General features: G+C 66.5%; 17 protein-coding genes. 2 read left to right on the top strand and 15 right to left on the bottom strand.

Annotated elements, in window-relative coordinates; all coding sequences use genetic code 11:
• Window positions 1-75: 75 nt before the first annotated feature.
• The 9 genes from KVX96_RS04755 to KVX96_RS04715 all read right to left on the bottom strand — a co-directional run bounded on the left by KVX96_RS04755 (window position 76) and on the right by KVX96_RS04715 (window position 9,185).
• On the bottom strand, window positions 76-1,215 hold the full coding sequence (locus KVX96_RS04755; RefSeq protein ID WP_261193143.1) for a DUF3800 domain-containing protein: 1,140 nt from the start codon (window positions 1,213-1,215) through the stop codon (window positions 76-78).
• 180 nt (window positions 1,216-1,395) lie between these two features.
• The gene (locus KVX96_RS04750; protein WP_261193142.1) at window positions 1,396-2,025 is read right to left on the bottom strand and encodes a DUF6441 family protein; all 630 of its coding nucleotides are present in this window, start codon (window positions 2,023-2,025) and stop codon (window positions 1,396-1,398) included.
• Window positions 2,026-2,031: 6 nt separating this feature from the next.
• A complete protein-coding gene (locus tag KVX96_RS04745; RefSeq protein WP_261193141.1) occupies window positions 2,032-2,343 on the bottom strand; it encodes a hypothetical protein in 312 nt (103 codons plus the stop codon).
• Window positions 2,343-2,678: a DUF2190 family protein gene (locus tag KVX96_RS04740; protein ID WP_261193140.1), complete on the bottom strand. Its 336-nt coding sequence runs from the start codon at window positions 2,676-2,678 to the stop codon at window positions 2,343-2,345. The genes KVX96_RS04745 and KVX96_RS04740 overlap by 1 nt, the downstream gene beginning before the upstream one ends.
• Window positions 2,679-2,762: 84 nt before the next feature.
• Entirely contained in the window at window positions 2,763-4,829 is a 2,067-nt protein-coding gene (locus KVX96_RS04735; protein ID WP_261193139.1) for a prohead protease/major capsid protein fusion protein, read from the bottom strand.
• A gap of 5 nt (window positions 4,830-4,834) precedes the next feature.
• A complete protein-coding gene (locus KVX96_RS04730) occupies window positions 4,835-6,361 on the bottom strand; it encodes a phage portal protein (protein ID WP_261193138.1) in 1,527 nt (508 codons plus the stop codon).
• The gene (locus KVX96_RS04725; RefSeq protein WP_036751162.1) at window positions 6,361-6,567 is read right to left on the bottom strand and encodes a phage head-tail joining protein; all 207 of its coding nucleotides are present in this window, start codon (window positions 6,565-6,567) and stop codon (window positions 6,361-6,363) included. The genes KVX96_RS04730 and KVX96_RS04725 overlap by 1 nt, the downstream gene beginning before the upstream one ends.
• Before the next feature lie 82 nt (window positions 6,568-6,649).
• Window positions 6,650-8,641: a phage terminase large subunit family protein gene (locus KVX96_RS04720; protein WP_261193136.1), complete on the bottom strand. Its 1,992-nt coding sequence runs from the start codon at window positions 8,639-8,641 to the stop codon at window positions 6,650-6,652.
• Window positions 8,589-9,185, bottom strand: a complete 597-nt coding sequence (locus KVX96_RS04715) for a hypothetical protein (RefSeq protein WP_261193135.1) — start codon at window positions 9,183-9,185, stop codon at window positions 8,589-8,591. The genes KVX96_RS04720 and KVX96_RS04715 overlap by 53 nt, the downstream gene beginning before the upstream one ends.
• 111 nt (window positions 9,186-9,296) lie before the next feature.
• Between KVX96_RS04715 and KVX96_RS04710 the strand changes: the two genes are divergently transcribed.
• Both KVX96_RS04710 and KVX96_RS04705 read left to right on the top strand, forming a co-directional pair.
• Window positions 9,297-9,569 (top strand): hypothetical protein, encoded by a 273-nt coding sequence (locus KVX96_RS04710; protein WP_261193134.1) that lies wholly within the window; start codon window positions 9,297-9,299, stop codon window positions 9,567-9,569.
• Window positions 9,570-9,664: 95 nt separating this feature from the next.
• On the top strand, window positions 9,665-10,189 hold the full coding sequence (locus KVX96_RS04705) for a DUF3489 domain-containing protein (protein WP_261193133.1): 525 nt from the start codon (window positions 9,665-9,667) through the stop codon (window positions 10,187-10,189).
• A gap of 53 nt (window positions 10,190-10,242) precedes the next feature.
• Here KVX96_RS04705 and KVX96_RS04700 read toward each other — a convergent pair whose 3' ends face one another.
• The 6 genes from KVX96_RS04700 to KVX96_RS04675 form a co-directional block, all read right to left on the bottom strand.
• Window positions 10,243-10,467, bottom strand: a complete 225-nt coding sequence (locus KVX96_RS04700; RefSeq protein ID WP_261195379.1) for a hypothetical protein — start codon at window positions 10,465-10,467, stop codon at window positions 10,243-10,245.
• On the bottom strand, window positions 10,467-11,447 hold the full coding sequence (locus KVX96_RS04695) for a DNA cytosine methyltransferase (RefSeq protein ID WP_261193132.1): 981 nt from the start codon (window positions 11,445-11,447) through the stop codon (window positions 10,467-10,469). Before KVX96_RS04695 ends, KVX96_RS04700 begins: the two co-directional genes overlap by 1 nt.
• On the bottom strand, window positions 11,447-12,781 hold the full coding sequence (locus tag KVX96_RS04690; RefSeq protein ID WP_261193131.1) for a site-specific DNA-methyltransferase: 1,335 nt from the start codon (window positions 12,779-12,781) through the stop codon (window positions 11,447-11,449). The genes KVX96_RS04695 and KVX96_RS04690 overlap by 1 nt, the downstream gene beginning before the upstream one ends.
• 409 nt (window positions 12,782-13,190) lie before the next feature.
• Window positions 13,191-13,619, bottom strand: a complete 429-nt coding sequence (locus tag KVX96_RS04685; protein ID WP_261193130.1) for a DUF6362 family protein — start codon at window positions 13,617-13,619, stop codon at window positions 13,191-13,193.
• Complete coding sequence (locus tag KVX96_RS04680; protein ID WP_261195378.1) at window positions 13,616-13,813, bottom strand: hypothetical protein; 198 nt, start codon at window positions 13,811-13,813, stop codon at window positions 13,616-13,618. Before KVX96_RS04680 ends, KVX96_RS04685 begins: the two co-directional genes overlap by 4 nt.
• Before the next feature lie 5 nt (window positions 13,814-13,818).
• Window positions 13,819-14,340 carry a crossover junction endodeoxyribonuclease RuvC gene (locus KVX96_RS04675; protein ID WP_261193128.1) on the bottom strand — a complete coding sequence of 174 codons (522 nt, stop codon included), beginning with the start codon at window positions 14,338-14,340 and terminating at the stop codon, window positions 13,819-13,821.
• Between the last annotated feature and the right edge of the window lie 28 nt (window positions 14,341-14,368).

The raw sequence follows: 14,368 nt of genomic DNA, 5'->3' as shown, positions 1-14,368 counted from the left end.
TCTGCCCGGCGCTGAAATGCACTTGCTCAAGCCTGCAAGCTCCCAGAGAAACTCCGATCGCCAGCAACTACAGTGTCAGCAACTTTCGACGGCCCTTCGCCGGTCCTCTTCCCATTTTTCGATCCGAGCTGCCAGGTATTCAGGCAAGGGCCCCTCGGGCTCCGGGAGATCGAGGAGGAAACTCCACCGACGTTCAAGACCACGTAGTGAGACCTCGTCCGTTACGCCGCGCTTGGCGAAGGCGTTGAACATCTCCGCCAGTTCCGCAGAGATCGGCTTCCCCTCCGCGTGCCGCTTCGCAACCCACAGCACGACGTCGACCAGTTCGAGGCCAGCGCTATCGTCGCCAGGACGAAACACAGGCGGAACCTTAGGCATGCTAGTCATGTCCATCTCGGGCATCCCCGGCCCCATACTCTGCTTGTGGCCTCGGATCCTGCGATAGAACTCCGCCAGCTCACCCTGTGCCCGATTGAACTGCGTCTGCCGATCGACAGTGATCTGACGTACCTGCCTTGACTGCTTCCGCGCCTGAATGGCGGTGTATTGCAGGACCTGCTGGAAACCTACCAGATTTGGGGAAATCTGAAGTGCGCTGTCCTTGTTGCCCGCGCCATAGCTGATCTCGAACGGGTTCGCAGCTGCCCATGTCAAGGCTCCGGAGATCAACTCTCGAGAGCGAGGATCCGGTAGCCGATTAAGCCTCCCATGCAGTGTGGCGCAGATTGCGCGCAAAGCCTCAGCCGCCTTTGCCGGGTTCGTCTCCTGCCGCGCCGCCCACGCTAACTTCGCCGTATCTTCGTCGAAGAGATAGGCGACCTTAAAAACGAGAACATATCGAAGTGGTGTCCAGTAATGATGCCACGGAACAGCGTCGTTGAGACCAGCATCGAACACCTGGTCAAAGAAGGTGATCACAGCATGATCGGGCTTCACGACCTTGAAGAGCGAGAACCGGACATCGCGCTTCAGGGCAAAGCGGCCGAGACTTTGGGCAATCTCCGATAGCCTCCCAACGCCCAGTGCATTGGCATGAAGACGTTCAACGCCGAGCTTCGCGCGAGCCGCTCGCAGAAGAGGTTCGGCCGTGACGTCGAGGTTCGTCTTGGAGGTGACTAGGCCATAATAGAGGACGGGCTGAGCCGGATCAAACAGGTTAGCCCCAGTATTGCCGCTTTCGTCGACATAGCAGTACATTTCGTTCAACTGTCCCATAGGCGTCAGACGTCAGATCGCAGAGTTCGACTTTAGCCGAACACGCCGTCAGGATTGTTTAAAGTCTTTGTTGTTGCACTGAAACCCTCACATCGCCGGATGCCGACTATCGCCTTTGTCTTTTTTGCCCGAGACATTTTTTGCCTGCATACAACGACTACCCCATCGGGAAAGTGGACATCACATTCTGACTTCCACCCAGTTCGCCACGATCAGCCCCGGCGCGCTGTCGAGCGCCCGCTCGGCGTCGCGGTCGAGATCCAGCCGCTTCGGCAATTTCACCTGCGGGACCAGCAGAAAGATCGGCACGGTGGCGCGGCCGCGTCCGGTCTTGGAGCGCGAGGCAACACCGAGACCCTTCGTGTTGAGCCGTCCGTCGGCCACCAGCAGGCTCGGGCCCGTCCGACGATAGACGAAGCGCAGGCGCATGCCGCGGCGCCGTTCCCATTCGCCGGGGGTCAGCTTCGCCCCGCGTCGCCCCTTGCCGGCGGCGGGGAGCGGAATTGCCAGCCAGAACCCGTCCTTCGAGCGGATCAGCGGGCCGGTGTCATGGGCGCCGACGATGACCGGGGCCTTGGACCAGACCAGCGCGGCGGCGTTCAGACTCTCTCCGGCCTTCGGGTAGGTCTGGCTGCGGATCGAATTGGCAAGCCGCCGCCCGAGCCCGGCACCCATGATCTGGCCACGCCAGGCGGTCTTGAGCCCGGTCCCGGCCTCGCGCATGGCGGCGGTGACGGCCTTCTCGCCCGCCTTCACCTCGGCCGCCATGGCGGCGACGAGATCCGGAGTGATGTCGAGCTTGCTTTTCATCGCGAGTCACGCAGGCCGCAGATCCACCGTCCAGACCAGCCGCTCGCGGTCGCGGACCGGTTCGCCCTGAATAAGGAAGGCCTCGCCGTCGATCTCGAGCCGGTCGCCGGGGCGTGGCGCCGGAACCTCGGCGACACGCAGGTCGACCTTCGTGGTCTCCGACCAGAGGCGCGCGTCGCCGAAGTCGGTGATGGCGTCCCCCTGCCGGGAGACAATGCGCACCAGAACGGGCGTGCCCCCACCGGAGGTATAGATCGCCTCGCGGCCGATGTTGGGGTCGTTGAACAGGGCATCGACGACGGCGGAGAACGCCGTCATCAGAAGCTGCCGTTCAGGCGCACCCGGCCGATCACGTCGCCCGAGCCGCCCGCGACGGCTTCGGTTGCCACCCCGATGAGTGTATTCGCCGTGGCGGTCTTGGTGACCTCCTTGTTGGTGTTGTCCCAATAGACCTTGTCGCCGGCGGACCAGGCCTGGCTCGCGACCTTCTTGAGATCGAAGACACCGGTGAGCGCGACCTCGAGGGTCTCGCCATTGGCGGCATCGCCGGCGGCCACGCCGAAGATCGAGCCCACGAGGAGGCCGTCGCCGGAGGTCACGGCATAGGGCGCGGTCAGGGTGAGCGTGGTGCCGGGCTGGACATAGTTCTTCATCGCAGGGTCCTCTTGGATACGACGACGGGCGGCGCGCGAGGGCCGCCCGTTCGTCAGGGATCAGGGTTCAGGGGTTGGCCCGGCTTACGCGCCGGGGTTCTTGTAGAGGCCGCGCCAGTCGATGGCCTTGGCGCCGAAGTCGAGGCGGCACTTGATCTCGACGCCATCGACGTCGAAGCCGTTGCGCGTCTCGATGTAGGCGCCCTGCTGGCCTTCGAGATAGGCGTACTCGATGGTGTCGATCTGGTTGGGCGAGGCTGCGAGATACCAGGCCGTCTCGCTCGCCGCGTCGAGCCGCGGCTCGGCGATGGGCGAGAGGGTGCGGATCGACTGCGGGACCACGTTACCGCTCTGGGCGGGCACGAGGTTCTGGGCCACCAGCTGCTCGGCCCTAAGCTCCAGCGCCGCCGGCACGATCAGGTAGGCGGGGCGGACGTTCAGCACCGTCTTCTTGTCGAGCCCGGTCTGCTTGGCCATGGCCGCGCGGGCCGCACCGACGCTGCTGACATCGAGCGCCGCGCCGGTGCCGGCGAGGTTCTTGTGGCTGGCGTGGAAGATCGCGTTGCCGTCGGCCATGGTCGGGTTGGCGGTGATGATGCCCCAGACCACGTCCGATTCCAGCTGCGCGATGGAGTTGCCATACATCGCCGGGATCCGGGTGAAAGCGTCGAGATCGTCGTTGATCAGCGTCTGGCGGGTGATCGCAACCACCCGGCCATAAGTCTTGACCTTGTAGCTCTCCTTACTCTCGCCCAGCGTGCCGCGCTTGAACTCGCCGCTCTCGCCCACCTCCAGCAGCTGTGGCGCCTCGCCCAGCTGGACCCGGTGCATCGCCTTGAAGTCGGTCGCCAGCACCTGGCGGCAGAACAGCATGAAGGTCCGGGGATAGGCCTCGTAGGCCTGCCGCAGCGTCTTGTTGGTGACGGCGGCGAGGATCTCGGGAAAGTCGGACGTGGAATGCAGCGCCCGCGTCGCCACCTCGTCGCGCGACAGACCGCGCGTGTTGACCCCGGCATTGCCGAGGCTCTCGCGCGCCAGTTCCATGAGCGTCATGCCGCGATATTGCCGCGCCGCATCTTCCAGTTCGAAGAGCGTCGGGCTGTAGCGGTGCAGGAGCGCATTGGCCACGGCCTCGCGCCGGGTGACCTGCTCGTCACGGCCACCGAGCGGGATCGACACCTGGCCGAAGGTGCGGGTTTCCTCGGACTTGGCGGCGACCTGGTCGAGGATCAGGCGCCGGGCCTCGTCGATATCCGTGCCGCGTTTCACCAGATCCTCGGCAAAGCTGCGCTCGAGGTTCAGGCGGCCGGCCAGATCGTAGATGGTGGAGACGCGGTCGCGCTCTGCCTCGCGGGCACGGGTGGCGGCGGCTTCCGCGTCAGGCGCCGGGGTGAGTTCGGGCTTTTGCGGTTTCGGCTGGGAACGGGTTTCGACCGCAGCCGTTTGCGGTTCCGTCGCGGGGGTTTTCGGCTCGGGCATGTTGGTGTCCTCGGTCGCGACCGGCTCGGTCGGCTGGGTGATGGTGCGGGTTGCGGCGTCGGTGGCCGGGGTGTCGGTCTTGTCGCTCATCGGGATGGCTCCTGTGATGGTGGGTTGCACGTCCCGGCGATGGAGGACGCAGTCGTGAAGTTGGGAATGGGCTCGAAAGCCCGCGGCGGGATCGGCCCCCACGGGCACGGCCGACACCTCGAAGGGCGTCCAGTCGACGGCGCGCCAGAGCTCGCGGCCCGACTCGGGCTTCGTGACCTCGAAGCGATGAACCTGGTAGCCGATGGAGACGGCCCGGATGTGGCCGGCCTGGATATCGCGCCAGATCGGTTCGACGTCGGCGCGCTCGCTGATCCTCACCTGCGCAATGCCCCGGCCGTTTTCGATGCGGGCCGAACCGGGTACGACCGAGCCGATCACCGCGTCCAGCGTGTCGATCTCGTGCACCTTCAGAAACGGCGCTCCCGCGTTCAAACGGTCCAGCCGCACATGGGTCGGATCGAGGCTCAGTTCCTCGTCATAGGGTTCGCCGAACAGGGTCGAGCGGCGGACACGCGCCCCCGCCGACCAGATCACCTCGACGGTGCGGGCCTCGCTATCGGCCGAGTTCGGCGCAAGCTCCGCCGACCGGCGCAGGGCCGGCAGTTCGATCATCGTGTCCATGTTGGTCAGTCCTGTTGGGCGGTCGGTGCCGGGTCGGTCGGTGTGTCGGCGGAAGGTTCATCCACCGGGTCACTCGTCTGCGCGCTGCCGGTCTTGGTAACCCGGCGCGGATCGCTGTCGAGCACCAGCCCGAGCGCGTCGAGTTTCGCGTTGGTCGCGGCAATTTCCGCCAGCACGGCGTCGGGATTGCGGCCCTGCTGGGCGATCACCTCGGCCAGCGTCATGGTCCCCGAGCGGATCGACAAGAGGTTCGCCATCGCGTCCTTCTGCGGATCGACCGCCTCGAACTTTGGCGGCGACCATTCGACCGGCACATCCGGAGTCGGGATTTGGCCCGCGGCCCACGCCGCTTCGGTGAACCAACGCCACACGGGCGCGCAGAGCATCGGGATGAAGAGCTGCCACTGAACTGCATCGATCATCCGGCGGAACTCCACGAGCCCCGCCCGGATCGAGGAGTAATTGACCTGGGAGAGGTCCCCGGTCAGCAATTCGTAGGGCACCCGGAACCCCGCCGAGATCGTATGCAGGCTGGCGCGTTTGTATTCGCCGTAGCCGCCGGTGGCGGCAGGCTGGTTGAACCGGATGTCCTTTCCGCCACGGGCATAGGCGATGAGGCCCGGTTCGAACTGCTCGACGCGGTTCCCGTCGGCATCGACCACGGCGGGCGCGATGCCCTGCTGCGCCTCGTCGTCGCCAAAGACGATGGCGGTGACGCAGGCCTCGGTCTTCTTGCGCACGATCTCGGCGACCTCGTAATCGTCGAGATCGCGCAAGGACCGGATCACCGGCGCGCCCCAGGGAACGCCGCGTGCCTGCGTGCGCTGCTTCTCGTAGACATGGGCGATCTCGGTCGCCAGGACCGGGCGGCTGTTGGTGGCACCGCGCAAGGCGCCATAGGCATCGCCGGGATGTTCGGCATACAACCAATAGGCCCGGCGCTTGCCGATCGCGTCGAACTCGATCCCCTGCACAAGGCGGCCCTTGCCGATGGCGCCGGATTTGGTGGCGTCGAGGAAGTCGGCCTCCAGCACCTGCAATTGCAGCGGAACGGGTAGTCCGTCCGAGGATCGGCGCAGGCGGCGGCGCACCAGCACCTCGCCCGCTTCGACCATCTCGCGGCAGATCAGCGTCTGCAGGCCGTAGAAGTCGAGCTGGCCATCGGCGTCGGCCGCCTCGGACCATTGGGCAAAGAGCGCGTTTACTTTTCGATCCAGCGTGTCGTCGCCGCTGGCCGCGCGCGGCATGATGCCCGCACCGACGATGTTGTTCACCAGCACCGCCACGGCCTTGGCCGCATGCGGGTTGTTGCGGACCAGGTCGCGCATCCGGTCGCGCAAGAGCGCCCCGGCGATGCCGATCTCGGTGTCGGCGGAACTGCCCGGCGCGCGCCAGCCTTCCGTCCGTCGCCCTTTCGCGGCGCCGTCATAGCCCCGCGCCAGGGTCTCGAAGGCTTGCCTGGCGAGAACACGGCGGGCCGCCGTGCGCGGCGCCACCGTGGCGATGGCGTGATCGAACCAGGTCGCCGACATCACCGATCCCCGCGCGAGAAGCCCGCGAGGCCCGCCACCGGCAAAGGCCGGGTGGTGCCCGCAATCGCCCGCTCGATGGTCCGGATGCGCGCCAGAAGATCCTCGGCCGATCCGTAGTCGACGGACTTGCCGTCATAGCTGACCCGGGTCGTGCCGCTGGCATAGGCCCGGCGCAGCGCCGAGAGCTCGGTTTCCGTCCAATCCATGCCCTTCGCTCCCGCTCAGTGCGTTCGTTCCCTTGCGACGCTCCACTGGAGCCTCGCATCCGCTACGCGGACCGGTCCTCACTCAAAACCATCCCCCGCGCCGCCCGAGCCAGTCGGATCGGCGTTTGCCTTGCGACGTCTTCGCCTGCCTGTTGATCTGCCCCGCAGGATCCGCGGAAGGATCGGCGACCCCAAGCTGATCCTCGAGATCGCGCCATTTCTCGTCGGTCCAGCGATCCGCGCCCGCGATCCAGGCGGCGGCGCGGGCATAAACCCGGCAGTCCAGCGCCTCGTTACGTTCCCGAAGCTTCTGCCATTCCAGCCGGGCGAAGCCGCGTTTCGTGCGCACCGTCACCAGTTGTTCGGCCACGAACTGCTTCAGCCATTCGTTCTCGACCCAATGCGGCAAATGCACCGTGCCGGCCGGGAACGCCGCCCCCTTGGCCAGATCCTCCTCCGTGGGCCGCGCCAGCCGCAGGAAGCGGTAGGTTTCGGCCTTGAAGGTCGAGACCGCCACGGTCCAAAGGCGTGCGCCACGGCGCAGACGTTTGCCGCCCTCGGTCGCGTCCACATAAGTCGGCCCGGAAACGGGGCTCGCGCGGTTGAACCCCTCGACACCCTTGACGGGAGCGACCTGCGCAAATCCCTGCGCCCGCGCCCAGCCATAGGCCGCCGGGGCCTCGTAGCCGGTATCGATGGCCAGCCGCGCGATCTTCAGATGCGCGCCACGTTCGTGCGGCCAGGTGCGGCCGAGCAATTCCGTCAGGTCGCCCCAGGCATCCTGCCGGTCCGGTCCACCCTCGATCACGATATGATCGACCAGCCAGCTTTCGAGCCCACGGCCCCAGGCCCAGATATCGATCTCGATCCTGTCTTTCTGAACGTCGGCCCCGGCCGTCAGGAACAGCCCGCCCGCAGGAACGATGCCCGGCTTCCAGCGCTCGCGCCGGTCGTAAAGCCGCTGCCAATCGGGCGCCTCGCCGGTCTCGACCCATGTCTCGCCGAGGATCGTATTGCGGAAGGCCTTGATCGCCTCGTCCGACCCTTGGGCCGCCTCCCAGGCTCGCACGATCCGCTCCCAGCTCAGCCAACCGATGGGTGAATAGAGCGCCGAGAGGTGATAGCCGACGGTGTTCGGATCGGCCGCCGTGGCGGTCGGACGCCATTCGCCCGCTTGCAACAGCGCCGTCTTGTGGTGTTCCGCGATGGGCACCTCGCAGGCCTCGCAACGGTATTCCGCCGTTTCCGGCCGGCCCTTCTCCCAGCGTAGCCGCTCGAATTTCAGCCACTGCATCGCACCGCAATGCGGACACGGCACGAAGAACCGGCGTTGATCGCTGGCCTCATAGTCCCGTTCGATCCGGCTCATCCCCCGGATCGTCGGCGTCGAGACGAGGAACACCTTGCGCCGGTGCGCGAAGGTCAGCGAGCGCGCTTCCGCCAGCGTCACCGGATCGCCTTCCTCATCGGCCGAGGCCGGATAAGCATCGACCTCGTCGAGGAAGATGTACCGCGCCGGGGTCGAGCGGAGACCTACCGCCGAATTTGCCCCGGTCATGATCAGGATGCCGCCCGCGAATTCCTTGGACAACATGGTATTGCCCGCGTCGCGCGAGCGTGCCGGCTTTACCCGCTCCCGCAGCTCCGGGCTTTCGTCAATCAGCGGATCGATCCGCTGCCGCGAGTTCCGTTTCGCCAATTCCACCGTGGGCTGGACGGCGAGCATCGGCCCTGGTGCCTGGTGGATCGCGAAGCCGATCCAGTTGTTTCCCGCTTCGGTCGCGCCGACCTGAGCGGCCTTCATGAAAACGATCCGTTGGGTCGGATCACCGGGCGACAGCCGGTCCATGATCTCGCCCATGTAGGGCGTGCGGGCCGTGCGATATCGCCCCGGTTCGGCCGAGGCGCGGCCGGAGAGCATCCGGTGGCGATCCGCCCATTCCGACACCGTCAAGTCTGGATCCGGCTTGAGGCCTTCGCCCCAGGCGCGCAGGATCTCCGCCGCGCCCTCAAACGCATCCTCACCGGAGATCGGGTTTGACCTCGGCAAGTTCGTCGAGCTGGGCACGGACATGTTTCTCCAGAACTTTCTGCATCCTGGCGGGCTCGATCACGATTTCTTGGCCTACCGCTTCGCTGCATGAGGCCGAGAGCTCAGCCGCCATCAGCGCCGCCGCCCGCGCGGGCCAATTGACCCAGACATCACGTTCCTGCCGCGCCAACCGAAACACGAGCGACAGCGCGCGGGCCCGGTCGATCAACTCGCCCTTGAGCTTCTGCAGCCGGAGCCGGCGCTCCTGCGCCTTCAGCACCTCGTTGGCCGTCTTGGCCTGCAGGAAGGTGGTACCGCCGCCGACCGGCGGAGCCGCCATTCCCTGTTCCTTGAGCGTCTCGCCAACGGCGGTGACCGCCGCTTCCGGAACGGGCTTCAGCTTCGGCTGCGGCGCTTTGCGGGTCTTCGACGGATCGGTCGCTTGCGCGCGCAGGACATCGCTGGCTTCCGCGTCGATGCTGCCATCTTCGTGCAGCACCAGCCGCCCCGTCGCCTTGGCCTTCTGGATCGCACCGCGCGACAGGCCGACACGGGCGGCGTATTGGCGCTCGCTCAACCCCTCCATGGCGCGCTCCGATTATCATGAAAAAACATATGCTTATGGTGTTGATAAGCCTCCCGACCAGAGCGAACGTGTCATCACAAGGACGATGCAACTCACCACGGAGCCACCACGATGACGACCCGCCTCAACCCGCAAACCACCCCCCGCCATGAACTGCGCGCCGAGAAGGCGCGGCGCAACAAAGAAGCCGCACTCGCCGCCTTCATCGGCAAGAAGGCTGAGATCGACGAGATGCTCGCCCGCCTGCAGGCGCTCAGCGACGATCACTTCGGGTTCGATCCCGAGGCGGTCAATTGGGGCAGCGTTGGATCGCTCGAACACGTCGCCAGCGACCTCAGGGAAATCACCGACTTCCTGTTCGGCGAAGGCGAATACGCCGAGTGATCCCCGGCCCGGACCGAACTCCGGCCCGCCCGCTGGCGGGCTCGGGGTCGTAGTAGGCGCCGCATGACGCGAGCCTCAAAAAACGGAGACCCCAGATGACAAGACTTTCCGACACCCAGCTCGTGATCCTCGGCGCCGCCGCGCAGCGCGACGACCGCAACGTCCTGCCGCTGCCCGGCAGCTTGCGCGGAGGTGCCGCGCAGAAAGTGATCGGCTCGCTACTGAAGCGCGGGCTGATCGCCGAGACGGTGACGGACCAGCTTGCGAAGGCCGATCCCGCGCTGAACCGCATCTGGCGCAACGACGAAGACGGTTGCGCCATCCTCCTGCACGTCACCGACGCGGGTCTCGCGGCCATCGGCATCGAGCCGGAGCAAACGCACACCACCCCCGCGCACAAGACTCGCAAACCGCGCACGGGTACGAAGCAGGCGAAGCTGATCGAGATGCTCCGCGCCGAGGGCGGTGCCACCATCGGCGAGATCGCCACGGCGCTTCAGTGGCGGTCGCACACGATTCGAGGTGCCATGTCCGGCGCGCTGAAGAAGAAGCTCGGGCTGACGGTTACCTCAGAGAAGGACGAACAGCGCGGACGAGTCTATCGCATCGCCCGCGACTGACGCCCCTCACCTCTAGATCTTGCTACCGCCGCCCAATGTCGGGCGGTGGTTCTTCATTGCGTGCCCCGGATTCGGATCGCCTCGAACAGGCGACGCAGGGCGAAGGACCGCACCAACGAGACGCCGACGAAGGCAAGACCGATGGTCAGATGCTCCGCGAGACCCGTCTCGATCCCGAACCACGGGAACACCACGATCTGCGTGGCGATGGCCAAAACGTAGCCGACGACGACGTTCGTTGCCGCCTCGACCATGGACATGATCCGGCTCTGCTTCATTACAGGCACTCCAGAAACGCCGTCACGAATTCCGCCGCGAGCGGCGGCACGATCGCATTGCCGTAGCCCCGCAAGAGCCCCATGCGGCCGGGTATCCCATCAGCCAACGGGAATGTTCCGGGCTCAACGGGCCGCCAGCGGCCATCGCGGCAGAGGAGCCAGTCCGGATCTCGCCAGACGCCGTCCGTCGCACGGGTCCCGGCGGGGTCGGCGCCGTCGACCAGTCCACCAGCTTCACCGTCCTGCGGCTTGCATCCGTGTTGCCCGCCGCGTTGTACGCTGCCGTCGCGGGCGAGCCCGCCATCGCCGTCGGCCAGCCCGCGAGCCAGACCTGCCGGCCCAGCAGCGCGTTGATCGGGACGGACCGGCATTCCGATCCGTCCTTGAAATCCCGCGCCGAGGCTGTCGCCCATCCCGCCGGACCCCAAGGCGACAGCGCCGAAGAACAGCCGCTGGCGGATGTGCGGCGCGCCGATGCCCGCAGCCGGCAGATCGGCCGCTGCGACGGCGTAAGATGCCGCTTCCAGGTCAGCCGCCAGAGCGTCGAACCACGCCCAGCCAGCCTTGCCTTCAGCCGCCGTTCGAGCCGCGCCGCCAACCCTTCCGAGCACCGCCGCGCTTGCGACCTGCTCGCCGAAGACGAGCTCCGGTCGGCAGGCGGTGACGAGGCGCAGGAATGCCGGGGCGAGATGGCGGTCATCGTCCTGTCCCTTGCGTTGCCCGGCCTGGCTGAAGGGCTGGCAGGGCGGCGATCCGGTCCAGACGGACAGCTCCTCCGCGACGCCCGCGAGGCGCAGCGCGTAGGGCCAGCCGCCGATCCCGGCGAAGAAATGGCATTGCGCGAAGCCGCGCAGGTCGGCGGGCTCCACCTCGAGGATAGAGCGCTCGTCCACATCGCCGGCCGGCAGCAGCTTGGCCGCAATCAGCTCCCGCAGCCATGCGCAGGCCGCAGGATCGGCATCGTTGTAGTAGACGGCCATCAGGCGGCGGCATCGGCCCCAGTGGTGGCGGTTTCGCCCAGCCGCTCCGCTTTTACCTCGGCGAAGGTCCTGCCGTCGCCGTCGAGGTTCGCATTCTTGCCGGAGTCGGCCTGCCAACGCTCGACCGCGACGTCGACATAGGCCGGGCTGATCTCCATCGCGAAGACGCGGCGGCCGTTGGCCTCGCCCGCCATGATCTGTGAGCCGGAGCCCGAGAACGGCTCGTAGCAAAGCCCGCCGCGAGCCACATGCTGGCGCATCGGGATCCCGAAGGCGTCGAGCGGTTTCGGGGTCGGGTGGTCCGGGCGCTCGTCCTTCGCGAAGGAAGGCATCTCCCATGTCGAGGGCAGCGTCTGCTCGGCGACCTTCGGAGGCCGGTTCGGACGGCGCCAGCCCATGAAACAGGGCTCGTGCTTCCAGAGGTAATGCGACCGGGTGAGCACCCCGCGGTCCTTCACCCAGATGATCTGCTGGTGGACGAAGGCCCCGGCTTTTTCCCAACAGGCTTCCAGCATCGCCTGACGGCGGGAGGCGTGCCAGCAGTACCAGGCGGCGTCCTCTGTGATTGCCTCGGCGACCGCCGCGGCGATGAAGCCGTCGTAGAGGTCCGCGCCCTGCGAACTGTCGTCCCAGGTCGTGCCGTAGGACGCCGACCAGTCCTTGTTCCGTGTCGGGTGGTTCGAGCCGTCGTAGTCGACGAGATACGGCGGGTCGGTGGCGAACAGCACCGCGCGCTCGCCGTTCATCAGGCGGCGGACGTCTTCGTGGTTCGTGCTGTCCCCGCAGAGCAGGCGGTGATCACCAAGGATCCACAGGTCGCCCGTCCGCGACACCGGGTTGCGGGGCGGTTCGGGGATGGTCACCGGCGGCACGGAGCCCCCAGCGCCAACTTCTTCTTCACCGTCCCCGTCCGGATCGAACGCAAGCAGTTTGTCGAGTTCACCGTCCGAGAAGCCAACCAAAGACAGGTCGTAGTCGTCGGCCAGCAAGTCCCGCAGTTCCGCCGAAAGAACGGCTTCGTTCCAGTCGGCGAGTTCTGTCAGCTTGTTGTCCGCGATGCGGTAGGCCCGACGCTGCGCCTCGGTCAGGTGGCCGAGCACGATGACTGGCGCCTCGGTCAGGCCGAGCTGCGTGGCGGCCAGCACCCGGCCATGGCCCGCGATCAGCTCGCCGTCCTCGCCGACGAGGCACGGCACGGTCCAGCCGAACTCGGCCATGCTGGCGGCGATCTTCGCCACCTGGTCGGCCCCGTGCACCTTCGCGTTCTTCGCGTAGGGCTGGAGCTTGGCCAGCGGCCAGGTTTCGATCCGCTCGGGGGCGAAGCTCAGCGTCATGGGCGATGTTCCGTGAGTGGTGGTGGATTCCGGCGCGGCGGAGTCCATCGGCTTGCGCGCTGGACTCCGGCATCCACGGGGTATCCACCCCGCGTGGCCGGTCATGTATTTGATGTTACGACGATTTTTCGGCGTCGGGGGTTGGTCCGGATTCCGGGTGGCTTCCCAAAAATTCGGCTCTGTCGCTGGCGATATTGCGCGCCAAGCCCGCCAGCATACGTATTTGGCCCAGAAGGAACCAAGAATTCAAAGGGTTAGCGAATTGGCCCGGCTGGACCCTTCGATGGACTCTCGGAAGCCAGCAGCCCGGGCCGTCCCGCGCGCGCCTCTCCCGAGGATACCTGATTTCTACCCCGGAAGAGCCGTTTTTGTCTCATCGAAAACTGTCTGCCAGACAATTTTCCATCCGCTACGCGCCGCGTGCGAGGCGGATCAGCTTGCGCTTGGAAAGCTGTCGGTTGACCGGTTGCCGGTTCAAGGTGAGCGCGATGACCGAAAGCCCATAGGCCCAGTGCTGATGGGCCGCCGCGCGTTGCAGGCCCGCCGCGTAGCAGATCTCCTTCCAGCGCTCGCCATGTGCCTTCATCCAGACGATCTTGCCGTCGATGGGTTCGAGGCAGCCGGTCCAGGTCAGCGTCTCCTCCATCCGGCTGATCGCCTGCGGCGAGGGCAGCACGCGCATCTGTTTCGGCTCCTGGCCCACCTTGTCGGCGAAGCTGTGGACGATCTCGGGCCAGGTCGAGAAATAGCCACGCCGGCGCGGGTCCGGGAGCCGTCGCAGGATCAGGGCCGCTTCCGCGAGCCGTTCCTCCACGAGGGCGGGTGTCCAATGGGTCATCGTTTGTCCTCCGTCTTGTCGAGGCGCGCGCCGTAGAGACGCTCGCCGAGTTGCCGCACCAGTTCACGCTCAGGCCAAGTAAGCCGTTGGTCGTCAAGGGAAACTGCCAGCAAGCCTTGCTCCCGCCAGCCGTCGCGCTTGACCTCGTCGGGGTCGCGTCGCTGCCCGCCATAGCCCGGTGGGGTGAACCTCATCGCCTTCATGCCAGCCCTCCCTTGGTTTCGATCGCCCAAAGCAGGATCGCGATGGCGTCGGCCTCGTTGTCGTCTGCCGGGCTGAAGCCCCGCGCACAAGCCGCCTCGATCATGGCGTGCTTGGGCGCATTGCCCTTGCCGGTGACGTGACGCTTGATGGTGCCGACGGGCACGCCCTCGTAAGGCACGCCACGCAACTCGGCCCATGCGGTCAGCGTGGCCATGAGCCCGCCGTAGACATGGGCCGCGTCGGTGCCCGCATGGCGGCGGACTTCCTCGAACCAGATCGCTTCCACCGGCCCCGAGAGCCGATCGATCTCGGTCAACCAGTTGGTGAAGCGCAGATAGCGCATGCCGCCGCCGTCGAAGCGGCCGGGGCGGAAGCTGACCGTGCCGGTGGTGATCAGACCGTCATGGCCGCGCAAGGCCCAGCCGGTCGTGGTGCCCAGATCGAGGGCAAGGATCGTGCGTGAGGGCGGATTCAGGGTTGCGCCCGGCACGTCGCCGGACAGAGTCGTATCAGCCATGGGTGGTCTCCTTTTCTGGTGGCTGCTC

The organism is Pseudoruegeria sp. SHC-113 (assembly GCF_025376885.1).
In the GTDB taxonomy this organism is placed as follows: Bacteria; Pseudomonadota; Alphaproteobacteria; order Rhodobacterales; family Rhodobacteraceae; genus Pseudoruegeria.
Note: the sequence above shows the minus strand (reverse complement) of the source record. Positions and strands in the feature narration are given on the sequence as shown.

Excerpts from the sequence above, each read along its gene's own strand:
- KVX96_RS04755 (WP_261193143.1), bottom strand. The coding sequence starts at position 1,215 with ATGGGACAGTTGAACGAAATGTACTGCTATGTCGACGAAAGCGGCAAT.
- KVX96_RS04750 (WP_261193142.1), bottom strand. The coding sequence starts at position 2,025 with ATGAAAAGCAAGCTCGACATCACTCCGGATCTCGTCGCCGCCATGGCG.
- KVX96_RS04745 (WP_261193141.1), bottom strand. The coding sequence starts at position 2,343 with ATGACGGCGTTCTCCGCCGTCGTCGATGCCCTGTTCAACGACCCCAAC.
- KVX96_RS04740 (WP_261193140.1), bottom strand. The coding sequence starts at position 2,678 with ATGAAGAACTATGTCCAGCCCGGCACCACGCTCACCCTGACCGCGCCC.
- KVX96_RS04735 (WP_261193139.1), bottom strand. The coding sequence starts at position 4,829 with ATGGACACGATGATCGAACTGCCGGCCCTGCGCCGGTCGGCGGAGCTT.
- KVX96_RS04730 (WP_261193138.1), bottom strand. The coding sequence starts at position 6,361 with ATGTCGGCGACCTGGTTCGATCACGCCATCGCCACGGTGGCGCCGCGC.
- KVX96_RS04725 (WP_036751162.1), bottom strand. The coding sequence starts at position 6,567 with ATGGATTGGACGGAAACCGAGCTCTCGGCGCTGCGCCGGGCCTATGCC.
- KVX96_RS04720 (WP_261193136.1), bottom strand. The coding sequence starts at position 8,641 with ATGTCCGTGCCCAGCTCGACGAACTTGCCGAGGTCAAACCCGATCTCC.
- KVX96_RS04715 (WP_261193135.1), bottom strand. The coding sequence starts at position 9,185 with ATGGAGGGGTTGAGCGAGCGCCAATACGCCGCCCGTGTCGGCCTGTCG.
- KVX96_RS04710 (WP_261193134.1), top strand. The coding sequence starts at position 9,297 with ATGACGACCCGCCTCAACCCGCAAACCACCCCCCGCCATGAACTGCGC.
- KVX96_RS04705 (WP_261193133.1), top strand. The coding sequence starts at position 9,665 with ATGACAAGACTTTCCGACACCCAGCTCGTGATCCTCGGCGCCGCCGCG.
- KVX96_RS04700 (WP_261195379.1), bottom strand. The coding sequence starts at position 10,467 with ATGAAGCAGAGCCGGATCATGTCCATGGTCGAGGCGGCAACGAACGTC.
- KVX96_RS04695 (WP_261193132.1), bottom strand. The coding sequence starts at position 11,447 with ATGGCCGTCTACTACAACGATGCCGATCCTGCGGCCTGCGCATGGCTG.
- KVX96_RS04690 (WP_261193131.1), bottom strand. The coding sequence starts at position 12,781 with ATGACGCTGAGCTTCGCCCCCGAGCGGATCGAAACCTGGCCGCTGGCC.
- KVX96_RS04685 (WP_261193130.1), bottom strand. The coding sequence starts at position 13,619 with ATGACCCATTGGACACCCGCCCTCGTGGAGGAACGGCTCGCGGAAGCG.
- KVX96_RS04680 (WP_261195378.1), bottom strand. The coding sequence starts at position 13,813 with ATGAGGTTCACCCCACCGGGCTATGGCGGGCAGCGACGCGACCCCGAC.
- KVX96_RS04675 (WP_261193128.1), bottom strand. The coding sequence starts at position 14,340 with ATGGCTGATACGACTCTGTCCGGCGACGTGCCGGGCGCAACCCTGAAT.